The organism is Micromonospora sp. CA-248260 (genome assembly GCF_050942205.1).
In the GTDB taxonomy this organism is placed as follows: Bacteria; Actinomycetota; Actinomycetes; order Mycobacteriales; family Micromonosporaceae; genus Micromonospora; species Micromonospora antibiotica.
Window position 1 is genome coordinate 6,581,954 of sequence record NZ_CP192021.1, and the last position, 23,554, is coordinate 6,605,507.

Below are 23,554 nucleotides of genomic sequence, written 5' to 3' on the forward strand. Positions count from 1 at the left end.
GTGTATCAACGGGCCACTCAGGCGCAGATGACGGCCACTCCGGCGGCGCGGAACGCATCGACCAGTTCGGGGGCCGCCCCGGAGTCGGTCACCAGGGTCTCCACCCGCTCCACCGGGCAGATCCGGGCGAACGCGTGACCGCCCAGCTTGGACGAGTCCGCGATGATCACGACCCGCTTGGCCCGCGCCACCATCAGGTTGTTCATCGCCGCCTCCCCCTCGTGGTGGGCGGCGGCACCCAGCTGCGGATCGAGCGCGTCCACGCCCAACAGGGCGACGTCGAGGGTGACCTCGCGCAGCAGCGCCCCACCCAGCGGCCCGACCAGCTCGAACGACTTCGGCCGCACCACACCCCCGGCGACCACCACCTTCATCCGGGAGCGGACCAGCAGCTCGTTGGCGATGTTCAGCGCGTTGGTGACCACGGTGAGCTGGGCGCCCTCGGCGCTGGTGTTCAGGTCGGGGCGGACGGCCAGGGCGCGCGCCACCTCGGTGCTGGTGGTGCCGCCGTTGAGGCCGACCACGGTGCCCGGGGAGACGAGCGCGGCGGCGGCGGCCCCGATCCGCTGCTTCTCGGCGGAGTGCTTGGCCGTCTTGTACCGCAGCGGCAGGTCGTAGGAGACGCCGTTGGCGACCGCGCCACCCCGGGTCCGGGTGATCATCTGCTGCTGGGCGAGCTGGTCGAAGTCGCGTCGGATGGTGGCCTGCGAGACGTCGAGCCGCTCGGCGGCCTCCTCGACGCTGACCCGCCCGCTGCCGGTGAGCATTTCGAGCAGAGCGTTCCACCTGGCGTACCGGTCCACGGGGGGCCTCCGACTCTGCACGAAGGGTGATCGATGGCGTGCACAGTAGTGCGCGAAACTCCCGGTGCGCAAAACCCGCCTCTGCGCGGTCCCGGGGCAGGTTGCCACGCGCACCCCGTTTCGCGCAGAATAACGCGCGAAAGACGGTAGTAATGAGCCGTATTGCGCACCTCCCTCCCCTGTGCGAGGAGTTCCCCATGGCGTACGTCGACGCGGAGATCGCCAGCCAGCCCGACTGCTGGCGGGAGGCCGCCCGGCTGGCCGGCACCGTCGCCACCAGCCTCCCCCGCCCCGGCGAGCGGGTCGCCGTCGTCGGTTGCGGCACGTCGTGGTTCATGGCCATGGCGTACGCCGGGCTACGCGAGCGCGCCGGCCACGGCGAGACCGACGCCTTCCAGGCCAGCGAGTTCCCCGCCGACCGCCACTACGACCGGCTGATCGCGGTCACCCGCTCCGGCACCACCACCGAGGTCCTCGACCTGCTCGCCGCGCTGCGCGACCGGACCCCCACCACCGTCCTGGTCGGTGACCCCGCCTCGCCCGCCGCCACGCTGGCCGACACGGCCGTGCCGATGCCCTTCGCCGACGAACGTTCGGTGGTGCAGACCCGGTTCGCCACCAGCGCCCTGGCGCTGCTGCGCGCCCACCTCGGCGACAACGTCGAGGCGCTGGCCGCCGACGCCGAGGTCGCCGTGCGGGCCCCGCTGCCGCTCGACCCGGCCCGCATCGACCAGGCCACCTTCCTCGGTCGCGGCTGGACGGTCGGGCTGGCCCAGGAGGCCGCGCTGAAGTGCCGCGAGGCGGCCACCTTCTGGGCCGAGGCGTACCCGGCGATGGACTACCGGCACGGCCCCATCTCGATCGCCGGCCCCGGCCGGCTGGTCTGGGCCTTCGGTGAGCTGCCCGACGGGCTGCCCGAGGACGTGGCGGCCACCGGGGCGGCGTTCGTGCACAGCCGGCACCACGGGTGCCACACCGTGCTGGGCAGTTGGGCGGCCGGCCGGACCCCGGTCGACCCGATGGCCGACCTGATCCTCGCCCAACGCTTCGCGGTGGCCCTGGCGACCAGCCGGGGACTGGACCCGGACGCGCCCCGGCACCTGACCCGCTCAGTGGTGCTGGCATGACCGACGGGTCGACGGGCGACGACCGGGTCGTCGTCGCGTTGGACGTCGGCGGCACCGGCATGAAGTGCGCCCTGGTCCGCCCGGACGGCAGCGTGGCGCACGCCGAACGGCACCCGACCGACGCCGGGCGCGGCCCGGACGCCGTGGTGCAGACCGTCCTGGCCGTCGCCGAAGGGCTGGCCGACCGGGCCCGCGCCGCCGGGTCGACCCCGGTGGCCTGCGGCGTCGCCGTGCCCGGGGTGGTCGACGAGGCCGCCGGGGTGGCGGTCTGGTCGGCCAACGTCGGCTTCCGGGACGTACCGCTGCGCAAGCTGGTGGGTGCACGGCTCGGGCTGCCGGCGGCGCTCGGCCACGACGTGCGGGTGGGCGGAATCGCCGAGGCCCGGCTCGGTGCCGGCCGGGACGCCCGGCACGTGCTCTTCGTCGCGATCGGCACCGGCATCGCCGCCGCGCACGTGGTTGCCGGGTCGGCCGCCGTCGGCGCACACGGTGCGGCCGGCGAGATCGGCCACATCCTGGTACGCCCCGACGGCCCGCGCTGCGGTTGCGGCCGGCCCGGCTGCCTGGAGGCCGTCTCGTCCGCCTCGGCCATCGCCCGCCGCTACGCCGAACTGGCCGCCGGTACACCCCCCGACCCGCCCGCGACCGACCCCGTGGCAGTCCCGACCGGCACCATGCCGGCCCGGGGCGCGGCGAGTGCGGCCGACGTGGCCGGGCGCGCGGCGGCCGGGGAGGAACTGGCCGGGCGGGTGTGGCGGGAGGCCGTCGAGGCGCTCGCCGACGGGCTCGCCACCGGCCAGGCCCTCTACGACGTGGACACCATGGTCATCGGTGGCGGCCTGGCCCGGGCCGGCGAGCAACTGCTCGGCCCGCTCCGCGCCGCCCTGCACGACCGGATGACCTTCCATCGGGAGCCGCGCCTGGTCGCGGCGGCCCTCGGCGACGAGGCCGGCTGCCTCGGTGCCGCCCTGCTCGCCCTCGACACTCTGGAGAGATGATGACCCAGCGGGTGACCGGCAAGGTGGTGACCCCGACCGGCGTGGTCCGACAGGGGTGCGTGGAGCTGGACGGCGAGCGGATCACCGCGGTCGCCGAGTACCCGGCCAAACGCGACGGGCACTGGATCGTGCCGGGTTTCGTGGACATGCACACCCATGGCGGGGGCGGGTACACCTTCACCACCGGTGACGCCGACGCCGCCCGGGAGGCCGCCGCGTTCCACAGGCGACACGGCACCACCACCCTGCTGGCCAGCCTGGTCAGCTCCCCCTTCGACCTGATGCGCACGGCGACCGCCGCCTTCGCGCCGCTGGTCGGCGAGGGTGTGCTGGCGGGCGTCCACTTCGAGGGCCCGTACCTGTCGGCGGCCCGGTGCGGCGCGCAGAACCCGGAGTTCCTCCGCGACCCGTCCACCGAGGAGCTGGAGCAGCTCATCGCCGAGGGGGCGGGGACGGTCCGTATGGTCACCCTGGCCCCGGAGCGCCCCGGCGCGCTGGACGCCATCAAGCTGCTCACCTCGCACGGGGTGGTCGCCGCCGTCGGCCACACCGACGCCACCTGGGAGCAGACCCGGGCCGCCGTCTCGGCCGGGGCGAGCGTCGGAACCCACCTGTTCAACGGGATGCGCCCGCTGCACCACCGCGAACCGGGCCCGGTGGTGGCCCTGCTGGAGGCCCCGAACGTGGTCTGTGAGCTGGTCGCCGACGGGGTGCACCTGCACGACGGGATGCTCACCTTCGCCACCGCCGTGGCCGGCCCGGAACGGGTCGCGCTGATCACCGACGCGATGGCCGCCGCCGGCATGCCCGACGGCGACTACGAGCTGGGCGGCCAGGCCGTCGCCGTGGCCGACGGGGTGGCCCGGCTGGCCCGCGACGGGGCGATCGCCGGCAGCACCCTCACCATGGACGCGGCGCTGCGGCACGCCGTCACCGCCGGAATCCCGATCACCGACGCGGTACGCATGGTCGCCACCACCCCGGCCCGCGCCATCGGCCTCGGCGACCGGGTCGGTGCCCTCCAGGCGGGTCTGCGCGCCGACCTGGTGGTGCTCGACGACGAGCTGAACGTCGTCCGGGTGATGCGCGCCGGCACCTGGCTCGACTGACCGCTCCGCCGCGCCCGCCCAGCTGGTGCGACACGGCGACGCGACGGGCCTGGGCGGGGACCCCGGTCATCCGCCACCCCGTGACGCGGCCCGCTGGCTCCCCGGCGACCTGCTCACAGGTGCGGACCGGCGAGCACCGGGGGTGCGGTGCACGTCCTTTCGAGCTGATGACGTCAACGGTTCACGGGGCACCCGAAGACGCCGGTGCCCGAAGGCGCCGGTGCCCGAAGGCGCCGGTGCCCGAAGGCGCCGGTGCCCGAAGGCGCCGGTGCCCGAAGGCCGACGACAGCGGACCGACGCATCGAACCCGGTGCGGCGAACGCGCCGCACCGGGTACCCGAGTCGTCTACGTCATCAGGTCTAAAGGACGCGCAACACACATCCTGACCGGCGGAGGTGTTGGCGGCGGAGGTGTTGACGGAGCCGGTGTTGCGGTGCCAGCCGGCCGGTCATCCGGTCGACGCAGTACCGTCCCCCGGCCGGAACGCGGGACGGGTCAGGCGGTGGGGACCTCGACGCCCAGGACGGCCTGCTCGTCGGGGCGGTGCACCAGCACGTCGGCCAGGTACGACTGCACCGCCGGGCCCATCCCCACGTCCCGGCGGGCCCGCTCGGACAGCAGCCACTTGTGTTCGATGATCTGCGCGAAGATCTCCTGCGGCTCCAGCTTGTGCCGCAGGTGCGCGGGGACGGCCCGGACGACCGGCTCGAAGACCTCGGTCAGCCAGCGGTGGGCCGCCTGCTGCTCGTCGGTGAGGTCGCTCTCCACCCGGTAGGCGTCCAGGTCGTTGAGGAGCCGACGGGCCTGGTTCTCCTCGGCGTCGAGGCCGGTGAGCCGGATCAGCCGCCGGGTGTGGTAGCCGGCGTCGACGACCTTCGGGCGGACCAGGTAACGCCCGTCGTCGACCGTCGACAGGGCCACCTCGGCCACGTCGAAGCCCAGGTCGTTGAGGCGGCGGATCCGGCCCTCGATGTCGTGCCGGGCCTCCCGCTCGACCTGCTGCTCGTAGGTGATCTCGTGCCAGAGCCGCTCGTAGCGCTGCACGACCTCCTCGCACACCACCTCCGGGTCGATCGACTCGTGCAGCAGCCCGGCGGCCTGGAGGTCCAGCGCCTCACCGAAGATGTTGACCCGGGCGATCTCCAGGTCCTCACCGCGCTGCCCGTTGGACAGCGTGCGGTGCAGCGCACCGGTCTCCGCGTCGACCAGGTAGGCGGCGAACGCCCCGGCGTCCCGCCGGAACAGGGTGTTGGACAGCGAGCAGTCGCCCCAGAAGAAGCCCGTCAGGTGCATCCGGACCAGCAGCACGGCGAGAGCGTCGAGCAGCCGGCCCATCGTCTCCGGGCGCAGCGTGCGGGAGAACAGCGCCCGGTAGGGCAACGAGAACTGGAGGTGCCTGGTGATCAGCACCGGGTCCAGCGGGGTGCCGTCGTCGGCCTGCCGGTCGGCCACGATCGCGATCGCCTCCACCGACGGGAAGTCGATCCGTTCCAGCGCCCGCAGCAGGTCGTACTCGCGTTCGGCGACCCGCTCCCCGGTCTCCTTGACGGCGTACACGTAGTCGCCGAGGCGGACGAACCGGACGATGTGCCGGGAGATGCCCTGCGGCAGTGCCACCAGGTGCCGGGCAGGCCACTGCTCCAGCGGGGTCGACCAGGGAAGGTCGAGCAGCGCCGGGTCGACGAGGGCCGAGGTGATCCGCACGGGGACAAGTGTGCCGGGTGCTCCCCGGCGTGCGCCTCCCTTCGTGGTTCGACACACATCGACCGGGGCCGCGCCACCACCCGCCGGGGGCCGTACCACCACCCGCCGGGGCCGCGCCACCGTCCCACGCGGGGCCCCGGCGGGGCTGGCCACGCCCCTTGCCACCACGGCCCCGGTGGTCGGCCGGTAGCGTGATCGCGTGCGGGAGCGAACCACGACGGTACGCGGCGGGGTACGGCTGCGGCCGGTCCGCCCGGCCGGCTGGTGGTTCGACCTGCTGCTGCTCACCGCCCTGGTCGGCCTGACGTGGGCGCTCGCCACCGGCCACCTGTTCGGTGTCGACCGGGCGGTCGCCGACTGGGCCGACGCGCACCGGCCGACCGCCGCGTACTGGGTGGCCCGGGTGCTCAACCTGCTCGGCCAGGGCACCCCGTTGACGCTGTTGGCCGCCGCCCTGGGGGTGCTGCTGGCCGTCCGGCTCCGCTCGGTGCGCCCGATGCTGCCCCCCGTGGTCGCCTTCGCGCTCACCAATCTGACCATCGGGCCGCTCAAGGTGTGGACGGCCCGCCCGGCCCCGAGCGCCAGCGTCAAGGAACCCTTCCTGTCACCGGAGCAGACCCTGCCGCTGTTCCAGCACGACCTGCCGGTCCGCTACGCCCAGTCGTACCCGTCGGGGCACGTGGCCAACGCGATCGTCTGGTACGGCGTGCTCGCCCTGCTGCTCGTCCCACTGCTGCGCACGGTGGGCCGGCGGATGCCCACCCGACTGGTCACCGCCGTGCGGGTGGTGCCGCCGCTGGTGGTCCTGTGCACCACCACCTACCTGGGCTGGCACTGGTTGACCGACTCGGTGGCCGGGCTGCTGCTGGGGCTGCTGCTGGACCGGCTGCTGCGCCGCGTCCCCTGGGACGACCTGCCGTTACCGGCCCGGTTGCGCGGCCGGGACCGTCCGTTCACCGCCGACGCCTAACTGGGCCGCGCTGTCGTCCGGTTGCGGACCCGACGCCTCGCCCCGGCAGAGCGGAGCGGGGGATACGAGGATGGTCGCCCCACCCGGCCCCGGGCCAGCTGTCCGCTTCCCGCCTTCCTGACGACGGAAGGCTGCCTGACAACGGACGAGAAATCGTCAAGCCTGTGTCCAGCGGAGCCCGTCCGGCAGTCAGAGGGGGATACCCATGTTTCTGCGCATCAGGGTCGTCGCGACGGCGGTGGTCGTCGCCGTGCTCGGCGCTCTCGCCATTTCCGCAGCGCCGGCGTCGGCTTCCGTCAGCCAGGGGTACGTCGCGGGTGCGGGGGCATGGGCGGACGACTGGGCGGATGAGGGCCCCGTCTCCGCCTCGACGCGCCCGCACAGCAACGTCGTCGCCATGTGGCAGATGATCCTGTGGGCCGACGGCTATCTCGACCGCTCCGGAATCGACTGTCGGTTCGGGCCGGTCACGACCTCCGCCACGACGAAGTGGCAGAGCGACCGGGGCCTACGCAGCGACGGCGTGGTCGGCTCCGGGACCCTGGCCAAGGCGGCAACCCGCCTCAGCGTCTACGAGTCGTGGTTCTACTACGACGGTGCCGGCACCAACTTCATCTACTTCGATCGCCGCGCCGACGGCAGGTGGGACATGAGCCTCGGCCCCGACCTGGAGTGGCAACTCCTCTCGTACACCTACGCGAACTTCAGCATCTGCTCCTGACCGGCTGCGCGCCGGGTACCACCCGTTCACCTCCGGTCTCTAACCTGCGCTGGTGGATCGACTGAGCCGGCGGTTGGGCGTACCCGATGCGGTGGTGGTCGGGCTCGGGGCGATGCTCGGCGCGGGCGTGTTCGTGGTCTTCGCCCCGGCCGCCGCCGCAGCCGGTGGGGCCGGGCTGCTGGTGGCGCTGGCGCTGGCCGGGTTCGTCGCCTACTGCAACGCGACCAGTTCGGCCCGGCTGGCGGCCCGCTACCCGGAATCGGGCGGCAGCTACGTCTATGGCCGGGAGCGCCTCGGCCCGTTCGCCGGGTTCCTCGCCGGTTGGGGTTTCGTGGTCGGCAAGACGGCGAGCTGCGCGGCGATGGCGTTGACCATCGGGGCGTACCTGTGGCCGGGGCAGGCCCGGCTGGTCGCGGTCGGCGCGGTGCTCGCGGTGACCGGGGTGAACCTGCGCGGCGTCACCCGCACGGTCGCCGCCACGAAGGTGCTGGTGGTCGTGGTGCTGGCGGTGCTGGCCCTGGTCGCGGTGACCGGCCTGACCGCCGGGGACGTCCGGTTCGACCGGCTCGCCGAGGGCGGCGGTACGGCCCGGGGCGTGCTCACCGCCGCCGGGCTGCTCTTCTTCGCCTTCGCCGGGTACGCCCGGATCGCCACCCTCGGTGAGGAGGTCCGCGACCCGGCCCGCACGATCCCCCGGGCGGTGCCGCTGGCCCTCGGGGTGGTGCTGGCGGTCTACCTGGTCCTCGCCGTGGTCGCCGTCGGCGTGCTCGGCCCCGACCGGCTGGCCGCCTCCGTCGCGCCGCTGGCCGACGTGGTGACCGTCGCGGGGCTGCCCGGCCTGGCCTGGGTGGTCCGGGCCGGGGCCACGGTGGCGGTGACCGGGGTGCTGCTCTCCCTGCTCGCCGGGGTGGGTCGCACCCTGCTGGCGATGGCCCGCCGCCGGGACGTGCCGGGGGCGCTGGCCGCCGTACACCCGGTGCACTCCGTCCCGCACCGCGCGGAGCTGACCGTGGCCGCCGTGGTGGTCGCGGTGGTGGCGCTCGGCGACGTCCGGGGCGCGATCGGCTTCTCCAGCTGCACGGTGCTGGTCTACTACGCGATCACCAACGCCGCCGCGTGGACCCTGGGCCCGGACCCGACCCGACGGGTGCCCGTCCGGGCGCTCGCCGCGCTGGGGCTGGTCGGCTGCCTGCTGCTCGCGGTCAACCTGCCGGCCGCCAGCGTCCTCGCCGGTTTCGGGGTGCTCGCCCTCGGCGCGCTCTGGTACGCCCTGCGCCCCCGCTAGTCACTCCTGCGGATCACGCGAGGCCGGCACCCCGGCGGACGGCGGCGGGGCCGGTGGCGGCGGGGTGGTCTCGCGGAGCAGGGCGGCCAGCCCGGCCCGGCGGGCCACCACGGTCAGCCGGTCCCCCGCCGAGATCACCATCCGGGGGTCCGCCCGCCAGTCGGTCTTCTGCCCGACCCGGGAATGGGCCAGCAGGCGCACCTCGCCGGGGCGGGCCACCGCGCCGAGCGGGCGGCCGTCCAGCGCGGCACCGGCCACCACCGGCACCTCCACCACCAGCAGGGCGTGCCGGTCGACCGGGATGGTGGCGATGACCGCCCGGTCCAGCAGGGCGGCGGCGAAGGACGGGGCAGCCAGGTAGGACACGCTGCGTGAGATGCCGATGCCGAACGCCCGCTGGATGCGTTCGGCGAAGTCGCCGTCGAAGAGCCGCAGCACCACCCGCAGCTCCGGGTTGAGCGCCCGGCCGTTGAGCGCGGCCCGCAGGTTGACCCCGTCGTCGGTGGAGACCACCACCAGCGCCTGGCAGTGTTCCACCGAGGCCGAGAGCAGCGTCTCCTCGCGGGCGGCGTCCCCGACGATCAGCGGTACGCCCAGCCGCCGGGCCAACGCCGCACCCCGCGCCTCGGCACTGCGGTCGATCGCCACCACCTCGACGCCGAAGTCGTGCAGTTGCGCCATCACCCGGGTACCGATGTTGCCCAGCCCGACGACCACCACGTGCCCGGTGCGTTCCGGCTGGATGCGCCCGGCGTGCAGGGCCAGCCGGGCGTTGACGATGCCGTCGACCACCACGGCGGTGATCAGCGGGATCAGCGCCAGCCCGGCCAGGTTGAGCACCACCTGCATGATCTGGGCGGCGGCCGGTTTGGTGACGTCCGGGTCCTGGCCGCTGAGCGTGGTGACCAGGGTCAGGTAGAGCGCCTCCGTCCAGCTCACCGCGACCGCACGGGCGTTGAGCCAGCCGAGCAGGGCGATCACCCCGAGCAGGGTCAGCACCGCGATGCCGATCTTGCGGGTGGCGAAGCTGCGGACCGCCCGCAGCAGCACCGCCAGGGGTCGGCGGCGACGTCGGGCCCGGACCAGCCGGCGGGCCGCCAGCTCGGTGCCGGCGGGCTGCCCGGTCGCCTCGGCGAGCACCACGTCGGCGGCCTTCTCGTCGGCGGGCAGCACCCGGACCAGGTCCGGATCGGTGGTGACGGCCAGCCCGCAGACCACGTCGGCAGGGCGGACGTCGGCGCGGCGGGCCACGTAGAGGGTGCGACCGCCGTGCCGGAAGTGGGTCGGGGCCACCTCACCGAGGGCGGCGGCGACGAACGCCGGGGCGGCCATCGAGGCGTCGGAGAGGACCGCCGAGTCGGGGAAGAGCTGCCGCAGGCCGTTGGCGAGGCTGGTGTTGAACATCCGGACCACCAAGCGCAGCCGGGGCTCCACCTCCTGCGCGCAGAGCGCGGCGTGCATGTTGCCCACGTCGTCCTGGTGCAGCAGGGCCAACCCGTCCGCCCCGGCCAGGCCGGCCCGGTGGAAGGTGGCCTCGTCGAGCCGGTCGGCCCGGATCACCTGCACCCCGTCGACGTCCCGCCCGTCGGGCCCCTCCGAGCGGCGGCGCTCCGGCACCACCAGGGTGATCCGCACCCGGCCGTGGGCCAGCTCGGTGCCGAGCAGCGCCCGGACCACCCAGTACGCCAGCGGGTCGTTGCCGCAGACCACGTAGTGCGGACGGGTGTCGCCGTTCATCCGTAACCGCCAGCCGGTCGCGCGCCGGGCCCGGTCCCGCAGGGGTTCGGCCATGCCCGGATGGTAGCCAGCCGGTCGCCGGGGACGCAGCCCTGGTGCGCGCACCGGACGGTACCGGTCGGTCAGGCAGGCATGGTGGGCGTGGCGGCGGGTAGAGCAGCGGGCGTGCAGACGTTCCTGCCGTACCCGGACTTTCTGGCCAGCGCGCGGTCCCTCGACCAGCGGCGGCTGGGCAAGCAGCGGGTGGAGGCGCTCCAGGTGCTGCGCGGGCTGACCCGGCCGGGGTACGGCTGGCGCAACCACCCGGCGGTGAAGATGTGGGCCGGCTACGAGGAGGCGCTGACCCGGTACGGGCTGGACGTGTGCGCGGTCTGGGCGGCGGCGGGCCGGGCGGACACCTGCGCGTCGACCCTGGTCACCGACCTGACCGCCGCCCGGGGCGACGGCCGGGTCCGCAGCCAGGCCGAGCTGGCCGCCGCCGGTGAGTTGCCACCCTGGCTGGGTCGTGAGGACCTGCACCGCAGCCACCGGTCGGCGCTGCTGCGCAAGGACCCGGAGCACTACCGCCCGCAGTTCGGCGACGTGCCGTCCGATCTGGAGTACGTCTGGCCGCCGTCCGACCGTCCCCCGCTCGCCGCCGCCAGCCGACCCGCCGACGCCTCCGGTGGCGGTGCCGCACCGTCCTGACCGGGCCGGATCGGGCCTGGTCGGGCAGACTGGGGGTCCCTCGGGTCGGAAGGTGCACATGGCGCTGTCGCAGAAGCTGGGCCGGCTCATCGGCGTACGCGAGCATGTGGTGGACCCGGGCGGGGGTGGCGCCCCCCGGGTGGTCCGGCCGACCACGGCCGTGGTGGTGGGCGGCGGGATCGCCGGCATGTCGGCGGCGGTGGTGCTCGCCGAACGCGGGGTGGACGTGACGGTGCTGGAGGCCGCGCCGACGCTGGGTGGCCGGCTCGGCGCGTGGCCGGAGGCGCTCGCCGACGGCAGCCAGGTCAACGAGCACGGCTTCCACGCGTTCTTCCGGCAGTACTACAACTGGCGGTCGATCCTGCGGCGGGTCGATCCGACGCTCGGTTTCCTCAAGCCGATCCCCGGCTATCCGATCCTGTCCGCGCAGTGGCCCACCGAGGAGTTCGGCCGGCTGCCCCCGGCCCCGCCGGCCAACCTGCTCGCGTTACTGCTGCGCAGCCCCAGCCTGCGCCTGGCCGACCTGCGCACCATGGACCGGGACGCCGCGCTGCCGCTGCTCAGCTACGACCCGGTGCGCACCTACGCCGAGTTCGACGACACCACCGCCGACGCGCTGCTCGCCTCGCTGAAGCTGCCGGACCGGGCGCGGGCGATGCTGTTCGAGGTCTTCTCGCACTCGTTCTTCAACCACGAGACCGAGATGTCGGCCGCCGAGATGATCGCCCAGTTCCACTTCTATCTGCTGGGCAACCCGGAGGGGTTGGCGTTCGACTGCCCCGACGAGGACTACGCCACGGCGATCTGGCAGCCACTGACCCGGTACGTGGAGCAGCACGGCGGCCGGGTGCACACCGCTTCGGCGGTCGCCCGGCTGGACCGGGAGCCGGACGGCTGGCGGGTGACCACCGCCGACGGCACGGTCCACCCCGCCGGGCAGGTGGTGCTGGCCGTCGACCCGCCCGCGTTGGCGGCGCTGGTCGACGCCTCCCCCGGCCTGGTCGCGGTGGCGCCCGAGCTGGTGGCGCGGATGCCCGCGTTCGGTCGGCCCGGCCCGCCGTACGCGGTGGCGCGGTACTGGCTCGACGGGGACGTCCGGGCCGACCGGGCGGTGTTCAGCGGGGTGTCCCGCCAGCCCACCCTGGACTCGGTGACCCTCTACCACCGGTTGGAGAACGAGTCCCGGCGGTGGGCGCAGCGCACCGGCGGCGCGGTGGTGGAGCTGCACGCGTACGCCTGCGACGAGGGGGTGCCGGCCGAGGAGCTGGCCGAACGGATGCGCACCGAACTGGTCACGCTCTGGCCGGAGGTCGCCGGGTTGGGCGTCCGTGAGCTGCGTGCCCGGGTCGAGGCGCAGGCCCCGGCGTTCACCCCGGGCAGCCACCCCGGCCGGCCGGGGGTACGCACCGACGCCGAGGGCCTCTACCTGGCCGGGGACGGCATCGGCACCGACTTCCCCAGCGCGTTGATGGAACGGTCGGCGGCGACCGGGATCATCGCCGCCAACCACATCCTGCGCGCCGCCGGGGTCGCCACCGAGCCGGTCCGCTCGATCCGCCCCCGGGGACTGCTCGCCGGGAAGTGAACCGCCCGCCGAACCCGCCCGGCCCCCTGGCCGGGCGGGCTGTCGGGCCACCCGGTCAGCGCGACGTGCCCTGGTAGGCGTCCCGCATGAGCTGCTGCATGTCGTCGAGCATCGGCATCCGGGGGTTCGCCGGGGCGCACTGGTCCTCGTAGGCGTTGAGGGCCTGCTGTGGCAGCGCCGCCTCGAACGCCGCCCGGTCGACGCCGATCGCGGCGAACGACGGTTCGATGCCGACCGCGTCGCGCAACCGTTCCACCGCCTCGGCCAGCGACGCCACCCCTTGCGCCGGGGTGCCCGCCGGCAGGCCGAGCTGGGCGGCGATCTCGGCGAAGCGTTCCGGTGCCCGGTAGCTCTCGTAACGCGGCCAGCCGGACAGCTTCGCCGGGACGGTGCCGTTGTAGCGGATCACGTGCGGCAGCAGCACCGCGTTGGTCCGCCCGTGGGCGATGTGGAACGTCGCGCCGAGGGTGTGCGACATGGCGTGCACGATGCCGAGGAAAGCGCTGCCGAACGCCATACCGGCGATGGTGCCCGCGTTGTGCATCCGTTCCCGCGCCTCGGGGTCGGCGTCGACCACCGCCCGTTCCAGGTTGCCGAAGATCAGCCGGATGGCGTGCAGGGCGAGCCCGTCGGTGAAGTCGTTCGCGTACACCGACACGTACGCCTCGATGGCGTGGGTGAGGGCGTCGAAGCCGCTGTCGGCGGCGATGGTCGCCGGCATGCTGGCGGTCAGCACCGGGTCGACGATCGCCACGGTCGGGGTGAGCGCGTAGTCGGCCAGCGGGTACTTCTTGCCGGTCCGGTGGTCGGTGATCACCGCGAACGGGGTCACCTCCGCGCCCGTGCCCGACGTGGTCGGTACGCAGACCAGCCGGGCCAGCGCGCCGAGGGTGGGGAAGGTGAAGGCGCGCTTGCGGATGTCGAAGAACTTCTCCCGCATGTCGTCGAAGACCACGTCCGGGTGCTCGTAGCGCAGCCACATCACCTTGGCCGCGTCCATCGCCGAGCCGCCGCCGAGGGCGACGATGGTGTCGGGGCGGAAGGCCCGCATCAGCGCGGCCCCCCGGTCGACGGTGTCGACGCTCGGCTCGGGTTCCACGTCGTCGATGATCTGGAGGGCGATCCGCTCGGGGCGGCGTTGCAGCACCCGGTTGATCCGGTCGACGAAGCCGAGCCGGGTCATGGTGGCGTCGGTGACCACGGTGACCCGGTGCACGTCGGGCATCTCGGCGAGGTAGCGGATCGCGTTCGCCTCGAAGAAGATCTTCGACGGGACCTTGAACCACTGCATGTTGTTGTTCCGCCGGCCGATCCGCTTGATGTTGAGCAGGTTCACCGCCGAGACGTTGTCCGACACCGAGGTACGCCCGTAGCTGCCGCAGCCCAGCGTCAGCGACGGCAGGAACGCGTTGTACATGTCGCCGATGCCGCCCTGCGAGGCCGGCGAGTTCCAGATGATCCTGACTGCCTTGACCCGGCGGCCGAACTCCTCCACCAGCTCCTCGTCGGCGGTGTGGATGACCGCGCTGTGCCCGAGCCCGTGGAACTCGACCATCTGCTCGGCGTACCGTAGGCCCTGCTCGCGGCTGTCGGCGCGCAGCACGGCCAGCACCGGGCAGAGCTTCTCCCGGGTCAGCGGCTCGTCGGGGCCGACCCGGTCGACCGCGACCAGGATGATCGAGGTGTCCGGGGCGACGGTGATCCCGGCGGCGTCGGCGATCCAGGCGGCCGTCCGGCCCACCACGTCGGGGTTGAGCTTCCCGGCGGGGAACAGCAGCGCCTCCAGCTTCTCCTTCTCCGCCGGGGTCGCCAGGTGGGCGTGCAGGGTGCGGAACTCGTCGATGGCGGCGTCGTGGATCGCCGCGTCGAGGATGACGGCCTGCTCGGAGGCGCAGATCATGCCGTTGTCGAACGACTTGGACAGCACGATGTCGTTGACCGCGCGCTTGAGCTTGGCGCTCGCCTCGATCCAGGCCGGCACGTTGCCCGCGCCCACACCGAGCGCCGGCTTCCCCGCCGAGTAGGCGGCCCGGACCATGGCGTTGCCGCCGGTGGCGAGGATGGTGGCGACCCCGGGGTGGTGCATCAGCGCGGTGGTCGCCTCGACCGACGGCTCCTCGATCCACTGTATGCAGTGCTCGGGCGCTCCGGCGGCGACCGCCGCGTCGCGTACCGTGCGGGCGGCCTCGACGCTGCACCGCTGCGCCGCCGGGTGGAAGGCGAAGATGATCGGGTTGCGGGTCTTGAGCGCCAGCAGCGCCTTGAAGATGGTGGTCGAGGTGGGGTTGGTGACCGGGGTGATCCCGGCGACCACGCCCACCGGGTCGGCGATCTCGACGATGCCGCTGATCTCGTCCCGACTGATCACCCCGACGGTACGGGTCTTCGCCATGCTGTGCGTGACGTGTTCGCAGGCGAAGATGTTCTTCACCGCCTTGTCCTCGAACACCCCCCGACCGGTCTCGGCGACGGCGAGCTGGGCGAGGGCGGCGTGCCGGTCCAGCGCGGCCACCGACGCCTTGCGGACGATGTGGTCGATCTGCTCCTGGTCGTACCGGTCGTAGTCGGCCAGGGCTTTGAGGCCGGCGGCGACCAGGGCGTCGATCGTGGTGGCGAGTTCGGTCGACATGTTTCACCTCGGCGGTTGGCGGCGTCTCGGACACCCTCAGCATCCATCGACGGCCGTCTCGGCGGTGGGGCGCAAGGACCCGTCCGACGGTGGCCAAAGGTCCCGTCGTCACGCCGTCCCGGGTGCCTCCGGTCGGCCGAAGGTCCCGATGTCACCCGGCGAGCACGCAGCGTCGCCTACCCGACACCGTGTCCCGTCGCCCCCGGCCACCATGATTCGCATGACGGGACCGCGAAAGGCCTACACGTTGCTCACCGTGGCCGCCATCGGGGTGGCGGTGCTGGCCTGGCGGATCGGGGTCGACAAGGCCAATGCCCTGGTGGGCCTGGCCGGCGTCTTCGCCGCGAGCGCGCTCGGGCTGTTGTCCCTGTTCAGCGCGATCGACCCACGGCTGTCCCGGGCGGCGGCGGACGCCGCCGCCCTGCCGCCGGGGCCGACCCCGCCCGCGTCCGACGCACCGACCGGAGCAGACGCCACTGCGTCGGCACCGGGGTTGCGCCGCCGCTGGCGACGCTGGCGGCTGCCGGCGGGGATCGCCGCGCTGCTGCTGGTGATCGTCGGTACGGTGGCCGTGTTCTCCTGGCCGACGGACCGCACGCCGGACGCGCGCAGCGCCTCCCCCACGACCTCCGTCGACGCCTCGTCGGCCGACCCCAGCGTCACGGCGACCCCGGTCGGGCCGACACCCACCGTCGATCCGTCCGGGGCGACGCCCACCACCACCCCGGCGATCCCGACCCCCGGGCCGGACGGGCCCACGGCCGGCCCCGGCCCGACCCCCACGACCCGGCCGGCGCCCACCCCCGGGCCGGTCGGGCCGGACTGGGTGCCGCCGAAGGACGCGCCGCACTGGAAGCTGCTCGACGGGGACTCGGTCTACTTCCTGCCGAAGCCCCGACTGGCGAAGGGCACCGGTGCGGGCACCCTGATCTTCCAGGGGAAGGACCACCAGCTCGCCCTCTACAACTGGACCGACGACCCGACCGACCTCAGCTATGAGGGCTGCCGCAACCCGAAGGCGCAGCGGTATTCGAGCATCGACCTCGAACAGCTCGAACCCACCCCGGTCACCTACTGCCAGCCGGACCCGGGCGACCCGACGGTGGTCAACTACGTCCGGATCGACCACAACCGCTACCAGGCGCAGCCGGCCTCGGTCGACGTCACCGTCTGGTCGGTCCGCTCGTAACCTGCCCACGGCATCGACCGGTCTGCACATGGCCGCCCCGGCACCGCCCGGTCGACCTGCCCGTAGCCGTCGGCGGGGTCGCCGCGTGGGCGCGCGGCCGCCCCACGGCGGGGTGGCAGCAGGGCGGGGCTCCGGTCGACCCGCGTCGGGTGCGGGGCCTGGAGCAGCCTGGGCATCGAAATGCGTTGCCCGCCCAAAGCGCCACGCCTACCGTGGTCCGCGCAAGGTCAACCAGTCGAACCGGGAGCACGCCATGACGTCGCCGCACCACACCAGCGCGTGGTCGACGCTACCCATCGACGGTTACCGAGCCGAACACCCCCGGGACGGGAATCCCGACTGACGCGTGCCCGTACGCGCCGGCCGCCCCGTCCCACCTGAGGACCGGGCGGCCTTCGTCGTCCGGGCCCACCGATCGACCGCCGACCGTGAGGGGAGAGCCCGGTGGACGCCGTCCTCGTCATCAACGCCGACCTCGGCCCGCTGCACCGGGTCACCGTCCAACATGCGATCCGGATGCTGTGCCGTCGGGTCGCCGAGATCCACGAGGCCGAGCCGGACCGGGTGATCGGGGTCTTCCCCGTCCCCCGGGTGGTCCGCCTCGTCCGGTACGTCGTCACCCGTTGGCGGTTCAGCGCCGGGCCGGCCTGGTCCCGGGCGGGGGTGTTGCGCCGCGACGGTGGGCGGTGCGCGTACTGCGGCGGGCTGGCCGGCACCGTCGACCACGTGCTGCCCCGCTCGCGCGGCGGCCGGAACACCTGGCGGAACACCACCGCCGCCTGCTACGGGTGCAACCAGCGTAAGGGGGACCGGACGCCGGCCGAGGCCGGAATGCCGCTGCGGCGGGAGCCGGCGACGCCGAGCTGGGCGAGCCTCGCCGGGCGGTGACGGGACCGGCCGGCGGGCACAGGGGGTCGCGTCGGGTACGCCCCGGCGCGACGCCCGCCGGCCCTCACCATCCCACCGGCCTCACCACCCGCCGTTGGCAGTCGGGGTGACTGACGGTCAGTGAGCGCCCGTCGGGGACCAGGGGAAGTCGGGTGGGCGGCGTTCGTGGTGGGCGGCGACGCCCTCCCGGGCCTCGCCGCTGTCCTGCACCTTGCGGTGCCACCAGGCGATCCTGGCCGGTCCGGCCCGGTCGTCGATGATCTCCTTGGCGGCGGCGACGCTGAGCTGGGAGCGCGCGGCGATGGCGGCGGTGATCGCGGTGACCCGGCCGGTCAGGTCGTCGGCCACCTCGTCGGCCAGGCCGACCCGCAGCGCCCGTTCGGCGTCGATCAACTCGGCGGTGAAGATCAGGAACTTGGCCGTGGACGGGCCGACGAGCCGGGTCAACCGTCGGGTGCTGGGTGCCGGATAGACCAGCCCGAGCCGGGCCGGCGGCACCCCGAAACGGGCGTCCGGGGCGATGATCCGCAGGTCACAGGCGACCGCGAGCAGACAACCACCACCCACACAGGGGCCCTGCACCGCCGCGACGGTGGGCTTGGCGAACGCCGCCAACCGCTCCTCGGCGGCGACCGCGATGCCCGCGTCCCCGTGCTCGTCCAGCAGCTCGTCGAGGGCGCCGAGGTCGGCACCGGCGCAGAACGCCCCGTCGGCACCGGTGAGCACCAGGGCGCGCACGGCCGGGTCGGACTCCAGCCCGTCCAGCAGCACCGGCAGCCGACGCCACATGGCCGGGGTCATCGCGTTGCGCCGGCCCGGGTTCCGGATCGTCACCGTCGCCACCGCGCCGGTCACCCCGACGGTCAACTCCGCGTCCGACACCGCCACCACCCCTCTCGTCGCCGCACCGGCACGTGCCGCGTCGGTGCGGCGACCATAACGGCGCGGGCCCGACGACCACCCGGGAGGGGTGGCCGTCGGGCCCGCTGGCACGACGATCAGGTCAGGAGACGTCGAGCGCGGTGTCGTCGACCACGAAGGACGTCCGCAGCGAGGCGTCCTCGGTGCCGGTGAACTTCAGGGTCACGCTCTGGCCGGCGTACGCGGCCAGCGAGAACGAGCGCTGGGTGTACCCGGTGGCCTTGTTCAGGTTCGAGTAGGTCGCCAGGGTCGCCAGCACGGTGCCGGAGGAGTTGAGCACCTGCACGGTCAGCTTGTCGTACGCGGTGGTGGAGCTGACCTCCCGGGTGTCGATGTGCAGCCAGAAGCTGAAGTTGTACGTCGAGCAGCCGGCCGGCACGCTCACCGACTGGGAGAGCGTCTCGGTCAGGGTGCCACCGGTGCCGCCCAGCCAGGCGTTCCAGGTGCCACCGTGGGTGGGCTGGCTGGCGCCGTTCTGCCCGATGACGCCCGTGCTGGCCGCCCAGACCGTGTTGCCCGACTCGAAGCCGGGGTTGCCCAGGAGCTGGCCGGCGGTGCAGCTGCCACCGACGCTGCTCACGATCAGCGTGTAGCTGGCCGAGTGGGCCACCGCGCCGGTGCCGGTGACCGTCACCGGGTAGCTGCCGGCCGGGGTGCTGGCCGAGGTGGCGATGGTCAGGGTCGACGAGGCGCCCGAGGTCACCGAGGCCGGGCTGAACGACGCGGTCGCGCCGGTCGGCAGGCCGGACGCGGAGAACGTCACGGTCTGCGCGGTGCCGCTGGTGGTCGCGGTGGCGACGGTGGTGGCGACCGAACCGCCCGCGGTCACCGAACCGGAGGTCGGGGAGAGCGAGACGGAGAAGTCGTTACCGGTGGAGGAGCAGGGGGCGTCGCTGCCGGCGACGTTGACCGCGGTCCACGCCGCCTGGACGGCCTTGTACTCCGTGGAGCAGCTGCCGTACAGGTCGGTCGCCGCCTTGAGGCTGTACGCGCGGGCGGTGTTGGCCGGGGTGCTGGTGTTGACGTACGACGTGTTGGAGGTGAAGTACACGTCCAGGGCGCGGAACCAGATCTTCTCGGCCTTCTCCCGGCCGATGCCGGTGACCGCCGGGGCGGAGCCGCAGACCGGCGAGGTGCCGTACGACGTGGCACCGGTGCCCTCGGCGAGGTTGAAGAAGAAGTGGTTGCCGACGCCGGAGGAGTAGTGCACGTCCTTGTTCTTGGTGCTGGTGCTCCAGCACGAGTCGGACGAGCCGTCCAGCGACGGGTTGTACATGTAGCGCAGCGGGGTGCCGTTGCCGTTGATGTTGATCTTCTCGCCGACCTGGTAGTCGCCCGGGTCGCTCGGCGCGGCGGCGTAGAACTCGACCATGTTGCCGAAGATGTCGCTGGTGGCCTCGTTGAGGCCGCCCGACTCGCCGGAGTAGACCAGGCCGGAGACGGCCTCGGTGACGCCGTGGCTCATCTCGTGGCCGGCCACGTCGAGGGAGACCAGCGGCCGGGAGTTGCTGGCGCCGTCGCCGTAGGTCATCTGGGCGCCGTCCCAGAAGGCGTTGACGTAGTTGCGGCCGTAGTGCACCCGGCTGGGCACACCCGTGCCGTTGCCGAAGATGCCGTTGCGGCCGTGCACGTTCTTGAAGTAGTCGAACGTCTTGGCCGCACCGAAGTGGGCGTCGACGCCGGCGGACTGCCGGTTGGTGTTGGTGCCGTCGCCCCAGGCGTTGTCGGCGTCGGTGAACGTGGTGCAGGTGCTGGTGCCGTTGTTCATGTCGCAGGTGCGGCCGTTGCCGTGCGACGGGTCGATCATCTGGTAGGTGCTGCCGGAGAGCGTGGTGTCGATGCTGACCGAGCCGGTGTAGATGCCCTGGCCGCTGCCGACCACGGACTCGATCTCGTCGTGCGCGCCGATGACCCGGCCGGTGCTGGCGTCGGTGATGACGTGCAGCTTCGACGGGGTCTGCTGGTCGGCCTTCCAGCCGGACAGCACGGTCTCCCAGGCGAGCCGGCCCTTACCGGAGGTGGCGTCGACGAACAGTTCCGGCGTACCCACCTCGGTGATCTTGCCGGAGAACGCCTTGCGGGCCGTCGCCTTGGCCGCCGCCGGGCTGATCTTGGCGGTGGTGCCCAGGGCGAGCGGAGCGGACAGGCCGACCGAGGTGCCGGCAAGGGTCCCGTTGGGCGCGGTGTGGATGACGAAGTCACCGCCGTACACCCGCAGACCCTGGTAGGTGCGGGTGTAGCGGACGTGCGCGGCGCCGTTGGCGTCGACCTTGGTGCGGACGGCCTGGTAGGCCTCTCCGCTGGCGCCCTGCACGGCACCGGGGTTGCTGCGCAGCAGACTCTCGGCGCGGGCGGCAGGGGCGGTGTCCGGAGCGGGGGCGGCCGGGGCCGCCTGCGCTGCGGTGGCGACGCAGGTCAGCAATCCGCTGGTGAGCAGAGCTGTGCTGACGGCGGCGAGGGGTCTTTTCACGTGCCCTCCTGGCAAGGGAAAGATGTGACGGGGGTGGTCACGCATGTAGATATAGCGATACATCGAAGAAAAGAGAAGGGATGGAACGGTTCCATGACACGACACTGGCCGAACGGAGGAGGCACCTTGCCCAGGGAACCGATTGACGTCGATGCGCGTCGGAACGGCATGAGATCATCCGCCCTGGTCCTGACCACGATCACGGTTTCCCTCGGCCTGCTGACCGGCTGCTCAGCGAGTGACCCGGGCTCACCCGCGACGCCGTCCACCGCCCCCACCGGGACGGCCACCACCCCCGGCACCCCGACCACCACCACCCCCGCCGCTCCGACCGCCGCAGCCGGTGGCGTCACCCCGGGCGCGACGACCCAAGCCGGCACCACGCGGGGCCCCGGGGGCACCGGGTCCGCCACCACCGTCGACCGGGTCACCCTGACCCGCTCCGGAGGTTTCGCCGGGAACCGCGACACGGTGACCGTCGAGCCCGACGGTCGGTGGACCACGACCGACCGGGCCGGCACGACCCGTACCGGCCAGCTCACCCCGGCACAGCTCGACCAGCTCCGGACGCTCACCGGCCCGGCCACCCGCAGCCGCGGCGGCCCGCCCGACGGCCGCTGCGCGGACACCTACTCCTACCAACTCACCGTCGGGACCCGCATCGTCGAGTGGTCCGACTGCCCGAGCGGTCCGCAACCGCCGGCCGCCGCACCCCAACTGGCCGCCCTGCTGCTGAAGACCACCACGACCGGCTGACCACCGACGCGGTGGCCGTCGACCCTCCGAGCGGGCACCGCACCCGACCCCGGGTGCGGTGCCCGACCACACCCGATTCCGCCGCCCCGGACCGGAGAACCGCCCACCGCGAAATCGGGGGACCGACGACAAACCGGGGCGACACTGGTCGGATAACCTACCCGCTCCGATTCCCGCGAGGAGCGTTGTGCCGAAGAGACGACCCGCCGGTCCGCGCCGCCCGCTCGACCCGGCCGATCCGCGCCGCCCGGCCAGCCCGGCCGGTGCGCGTCGACCGGTCGGCCCGGCCGAGGTGCGCCACCAGGCCGGCCCGCGTCGACCGGTCGGCCTGGCCGGGGTGCGTCACCAGGCCGGTGCGCGTCGACCGGTCGGCCTGGCCGGGGTGCTGCCGGCGGTGGTCGCCGCCGTCCTGGTCTCCGGTTGCGCGGTGGCCGACGCCGGGCAGCCGGCGGACCCCGCCCCGACAGCGGCGGCACGGACGCTGCGGACCCCGGACACCCTGCTCGGTCTGCCCCGCTCGGGTGCCCCGCTGCCGGCCGGACTGCCCCGGTTCCGGCTGAACGAGTTGGCCCAGGAGGCCAGCCCGGCCACCAGCACCGTCGAGAGAACGTACGGCCGGGGCCGGAACGGCCCCGAGACGATCATCGTGAGCGCCGTCTCGGGCCGGATCACCGACCCGCAGGCCACCCTGGCCCGACTACTCAAGCCGTACCGGATTCCGAAGCTCAGGACGGTGGAGTTCGGCCGGTTCGGCGGCGAGGCCCGCTGCGGGCGGGGCCGGACCGCCGACGAGGGTCATCTCACCGCCTGCGCCTGGGCCGACCCGGAGATCGCCGGGGTGGTGGTCTTCCTGACCGCCACCAAGCAGCCCGACCGCAAGGAGGACTTCCTGGCGGTACGCGACGAGCTGGAACAGCCCACCGGCTGACCGGCCAGCCTCACCCGACCACCCGGAAACGCTCGGCCACGGCGACGGTGTCGTCGTCCACCCGGAACCCGGGGTCACCGAGCCAGCCCAGATAGTCCGACCCGTGCCAGTACCCCTCATGGCCGGCCCGCCAGGCCGCCACCGAGTCGTACCCCTCGCCCTCGTCCCGGGCGTGATCGAGGTCGACGTCACCGAGCCGGACCAGCCGTACCTCGGTCAACTCGATCACCGCGACCGGACGGTCGGCGGAGTCGACCACCACCGCCCGGTCACCCACGACGGGCAACGGCTCACCGTCACGCTCGTAATCCTGGAGCAGCCCGGTGGTGGAGGTCTTCTCCCCGCTGAGCACGGCGGCGACGAGCTGGTCGCGCAGCGGACCGGGAAAGGCGAACTCACACTTCGGCAGATCGGGAAAACTCGGCGTGGTCATCGGGCGACGGTAGCCGCCGACCACGCCGCCCACACCCGGTATTCCGGCGGCCCCGGGCGCAGAGCCCACCGTCGGCCGCACGACCCTCCTGCTCGCCGTGCCGGGCCAGGTAGAGCAGCCGCACACCCGTCGCCACCTCGTCAGGCTCGGGAGGCGCGAGCGTAACCCGCGCTTCCCGACCACGCCGCCCTCAGGCCCGGGGGAACATCTGGCCGATGCGGATCCGGTTGCCGAACGGGTCCCGGATGCCGAAGTCGATGCCGTACGGGCGCTCGGTCGGCTCGTCGGTGATGTCGACGCCCTTGCCGACCAGATCCTCGTACGTCTTGTGGGCGTCGTCGGTGGTGATGCTCAGCCACCCGCCGATCGCGCCCTTGGTCAGCAGCTCCCGGACCTGCTCGGCGGTCGCCGGGTCCAGCGCGGGCGGGCCGGGCTTCTCCAGCAGCACCTCCCGCTGCGGATCGCCGGGCACGTTGACCGTCAGCCACCGCATGAAGCCCAGATCCTGGTCGGTATTGACCTCGAAGCCCAGCTTGCCGACATAGAAGTCGAGCGCCTCGTCCTGGTCGAGGACGTAGAGCTGGGACCGGGTGATCGCGTTCATCGTCATGCC

General features: G+C 73.4%; 20 protein-coding genes. 12 read left to right on the plus strand and 8 right to left on the minus strand.

Annotation, left to right across the window (positions count from 1 at the left end; translation table 11 throughout):
- Positions 1 to 17 precede the first annotated feature (17 nt).
- The gene (locus tag ACQP2H_RS28620) at positions 18 to 803 is read right to left on the minus strand and encodes a DeoR/GlpR family DNA-binding transcription regulator (RefSeq protein ID WP_208567828.1); all 786 of its coding nucleotides are present in this window, start codon (positions 801 to 803) and stop codon (positions 18 to 20) included.
- Between the two features lie 197 nt (positions 804 to 1,000).
- Here ACQP2H_RS28620 and ACQP2H_RS28625 point away from each other — a divergent pair, with 197 nt between their 5' ends.
- From ACQP2H_RS28625 to nagA, 3 genes are read left to right on the plus strand one after another with little or no spacing between them, the layout of a single operon-like run.
- On the plus strand, positions 1,001 to 1,930 hold the full coding sequence (locus ACQP2H_RS28625; RefSeq protein ID WP_219464984.1) for an SIS domain-containing protein: 930 nt from the start codon (positions 1,001 to 1,003) through the stop codon (positions 1,928 to 1,930).
- On the plus strand, positions 1,927 to 2,928 hold the full coding sequence (locus ACQP2H_RS28630; protein WP_433229525.1) for an ROK family protein: 1,002 nt from the start codon (positions 1,927 to 1,929) through the stop codon (positions 2,926 to 2,928). Before ACQP2H_RS28625 ends, ACQP2H_RS28630 begins: the two co-directional genes overlap by 4 nt.
- The gene (gene nagA / locus ACQP2H_RS28635) at positions 2,928 to 4,037 is read left to right on the plus strand and encodes an N-acetylglucosamine-6-phosphate deacetylase (protein ID WP_433233710.1); all 1,110 of its coding nucleotides are present in this window, start codon (positions 2,928 to 2,930) and stop codon (positions 4,035 to 4,037) included. Before ACQP2H_RS28630 ends, nagA begins: the two co-directional genes overlap by 1 nt.
- Positions 4,038 to 4,533: 496 nt before the next feature.
- Here the strand turns inward: nagA and ACQP2H_RS28640 are convergent, their stop codons facing one another.
- Entirely contained in the window at positions 4,534 to 6,030 is a 1,497-nt protein-coding gene (locus ACQP2H_RS28640; protein WP_433229526.1) for a DUF4032 domain-containing protein, read from the minus strand.
- Here ACQP2H_RS28640 and ACQP2H_RS28645 point away from each other — a divergent pair.
- The 3 genes from ACQP2H_RS28645 to ACQP2H_RS28655 all read left to right on the plus strand — a co-directional run bounded on the left by ACQP2H_RS28645 (position 5,942) and on the right by ACQP2H_RS28655 (position 8,718).
- Positions 5,942 to 6,712 (plus strand): phosphatase PAP2 family protein, encoded by a 771-nt coding sequence (locus tag ACQP2H_RS28645; RefSeq protein ID WP_433229528.1) that lies wholly within the window; start codon positions 5,942 to 5,944, stop codon positions 6,710 to 6,712. The genes ACQP2H_RS28640 and ACQP2H_RS28645 overlap by 89 nt on opposite strands.
- Before the next feature lie 205 nt (positions 6,713 to 6,917).
- Positions 6,918 to 7,433, plus strand: coding sequence for a peptidoglycan-binding domain-containing protein (locus ACQP2H_RS28650; RefSeq protein WP_219464991.1), 516 nt, complete (start codon positions 6,918 to 6,920; stop codon positions 7,431 to 7,433).
- A gap of 52 nt (positions 7,434 to 7,485) precedes the next feature.
- Complete coding sequence (locus ACQP2H_RS28655; RefSeq protein ID WP_363819739.1) at positions 7,486 to 8,718, plus strand: APC family permease; 1,233 nt, start codon at positions 7,486 to 7,488, stop codon at positions 8,716 to 8,718.
- On the opposite strand, the gene ACQP2H_RS28660 is transcribed toward ACQP2H_RS28655, so the two are convergent.
- Complete coding sequence (locus ACQP2H_RS28660; protein WP_433229530.1) at positions 8,719 to 10,509, minus strand: NAD-binding protein; 1,791 nt, start codon at positions 10,507 to 10,509, stop codon at positions 8,719 to 8,721.
- Positions 10,510 to 10,620: 111 nt separating this feature from the next.
- Here ACQP2H_RS28660 and ACQP2H_RS28665 point away from each other — a divergent pair, with 111 nt between their 5' ends.
- Both ACQP2H_RS28665 and ACQP2H_RS28670 read left to right on the plus strand, forming a co-directional pair.
- A complete protein-coding gene (locus tag ACQP2H_RS28665; RefSeq protein WP_219464992.1) occupies positions 10,621 to 11,142 on the plus strand; it encodes an MSMEG_6728 family protein in 522 nt (173 codons plus the stop codon).
- Positions 11,143 to 11,200: 58 nt separating this feature from the next.
- Entirely contained in the window at positions 11,201 to 12,727 is a 1,527-nt protein-coding gene (locus ACQP2H_RS28670) for a hydroxysqualene dehydroxylase (protein WP_433229532.1), read from the plus strand.
- 55 nt (positions 12,728 to 12,782) lie between these two features.
- On the opposite strand, the gene adhE is transcribed toward ACQP2H_RS28670, so the two are convergent.
- Positions 12,783 to 15,356, minus strand: a complete 2,574-nt coding sequence (adhE, locus tag ACQP2H_RS28675; RefSeq protein WP_433229534.1) for a bifunctional acetaldehyde-CoA/alcohol dehydrogenase — start codon at positions 15,354 to 15,356, stop codon at positions 12,783 to 12,785.
- Positions 15,357 to 15,576: 220 nt separating this feature from the next.
- Between adhE and ACQP2H_RS28680 the strand changes: the two genes are divergently transcribed.
- Together ACQP2H_RS28680 and ACQP2H_RS28685 are read left to right on the plus strand one after the other, a co-directional pair.
- Positions 15,577 to 16,545: a hypothetical protein gene (locus ACQP2H_RS28680; RefSeq protein WP_357536408.1), complete on the plus strand. Its 969-nt coding sequence runs from the start codon at positions 15,577 to 15,579 to the stop codon at positions 16,543 to 16,545.
- Between the two features lie 444 nt (positions 16,546 to 16,989).
- Positions 16,990 to 17,433, plus strand: coding sequence for an HNH endonuclease (locus ACQP2H_RS28685; protein ID WP_219464999.1), 444 nt, complete (start codon positions 16,990 to 16,992; stop codon positions 17,431 to 17,433).
- Between the two features lie 117 nt (positions 17,434 to 17,550).
- Here the strand turns inward: ACQP2H_RS28685 and ACQP2H_RS28690 are convergent, their stop codons facing one another.
- Positions 17,551 to 18,321, minus strand: coding sequence for an enoyl-CoA hydratase/isomerase family protein (locus ACQP2H_RS28690; RefSeq protein ID WP_433229535.1), 771 nt, complete (start codon positions 18,319 to 18,321; stop codon positions 17,551 to 17,553).
- A gap of 115 nt (positions 18,322 to 18,436) precedes the next feature.
- The gene (locus tag ACQP2H_RS28695; RefSeq protein WP_363819748.1) at positions 18,437 to 20,824 is read right to left on the minus strand and encodes a M4 family metallopeptidase; all 2,388 of its coding nucleotides are present in this window, start codon (positions 20,822 to 20,824) and stop codon (positions 18,437 to 18,439) included.
- 168 nt (positions 20,825 to 20,992) lie between these two features.
- Between ACQP2H_RS28695 and ACQP2H_RS28700 the strand changes: the two genes are divergently transcribed.
- Positions 20,993 to 21,580 (plus strand): hypothetical protein, encoded by a 588-nt coding sequence (locus tag ACQP2H_RS28700; protein WP_363819751.1) that lies wholly within the window; start codon positions 20,993 to 20,995, stop codon positions 21,578 to 21,580.
- Positions 21,581 to 21,767: 187 nt separating this feature from the next.
- Positions 21,768 to 22,508 (plus strand): hypothetical protein, encoded by a 741-nt coding sequence (locus ACQP2H_RS28705; protein WP_219465004.1) that lies wholly within the window; start codon positions 21,768 to 21,770, stop codon positions 22,506 to 22,508.
- A gap of 10 nt (positions 22,509 to 22,518) precedes the next feature.
- On the opposite strand, the gene ACQP2H_RS28710 is transcribed toward ACQP2H_RS28705, so the two are convergent.
- Both ACQP2H_RS28710 and ACQP2H_RS28715 read right to left on the minus strand, forming a co-directional pair.
- Positions 22,519 to 22,941: an ASCH domain-containing protein gene (locus ACQP2H_RS28710; RefSeq protein WP_219465006.1), complete on the minus strand. Its 423-nt coding sequence runs from the start codon at positions 22,939 to 22,941 to the stop codon at positions 22,519 to 22,521.
- Positions 22,942 to 23,131: 190 nt separating this feature from the next.
- Positions 23,132 to 23,551, minus strand: a complete 420-nt coding sequence (locus tag ACQP2H_RS28715; RefSeq protein ID WP_091247537.1) for a VOC family protein — start codon at positions 23,549 to 23,551, stop codon at positions 23,132 to 23,134.
- Between the last annotated feature and the right edge of the window lie 3 nt (positions 23,552 to 23,554).

What these genes read in the sequence shown, in the direction of transcription:
- ACQP2H_RS28630 (WP_433229525.1), top strand. Translation starts at nt 1,927, where the DNA reads ATGACCGACGGGTCGACGGGCGACGACCGGGTCGTCGTCGCGTTGGAC.
- ACQP2H_RS28670 (WP_433229532.1), top strand. Translation starts at nt 11,201, where the DNA reads ATGGCGCTGTCGCAGAAGCTGGGCCGGCTCATCGGCGTACGCGAGCAT.
- ACQP2H_RS28625 (WP_219464984.1), top strand. Translation starts at nt 1,001, where the DNA reads ATGGCGTACGTCGACGCGGAGATCGCCAGCCAGCCCGACTGCTGGCGG.
- ACQP2H_RS28700 (WP_363819751.1), top strand. Translation starts at nt 20,993, where the DNA reads ATGAGATCATCCGCCCTGGTCCTGACCACGATCACGGTTTCCCTCGGC.
- nagA (WP_433233710.1), top strand. Translation starts at nt 2,928, where the DNA reads ATGACCCAGCGGGTGACCGGCAAGGTGGTGACCCCGACCGGCGTGGTC.
- ACQP2H_RS28680 (WP_357536408.1), top strand. Translation starts at nt 15,577, where the DNA reads ATGACGGGACCGCGAAAGGCCTACACGTTGCTCACCGTGGCCGCCATC.
- adhE (WP_433229534.1), bottom strand. Translation starts at nt 15,356, where the DNA reads ATGTCGACCGAACTCGCCACCACGATCGACGCCCTGGTCGCCGCCGGC.
- ACQP2H_RS28660 (WP_433229530.1), bottom strand. Translation starts at nt 10,509, where the DNA reads ATGGCCGAACCCCTGCGGGACCGGGCCCGGCGCGCGACCGGCTGGCGG.
- ACQP2H_RS28650 (WP_219464991.1), top strand. Translation starts at nt 6,918, where the DNA reads ATGTTTCTGCGCATCAGGGTCGTCGCGACGGCGGTGGTCGTCGCCGTG.
- ACQP2H_RS28715 (WP_091247537.1), bottom strand. Translation starts at nt 23,551, where the DNA reads ATGACGATGAACGCGATCACCCGGTCCCAGCTCTACGTCCTCGACCAG.
- ACQP2H_RS28710 (WP_219465006.1), bottom strand. Translation starts at nt 22,941, where the DNA reads ATGACCACGCCGAGTTTTCCCGATCTGCCGAAGTGTGAGTTCGCCTTT.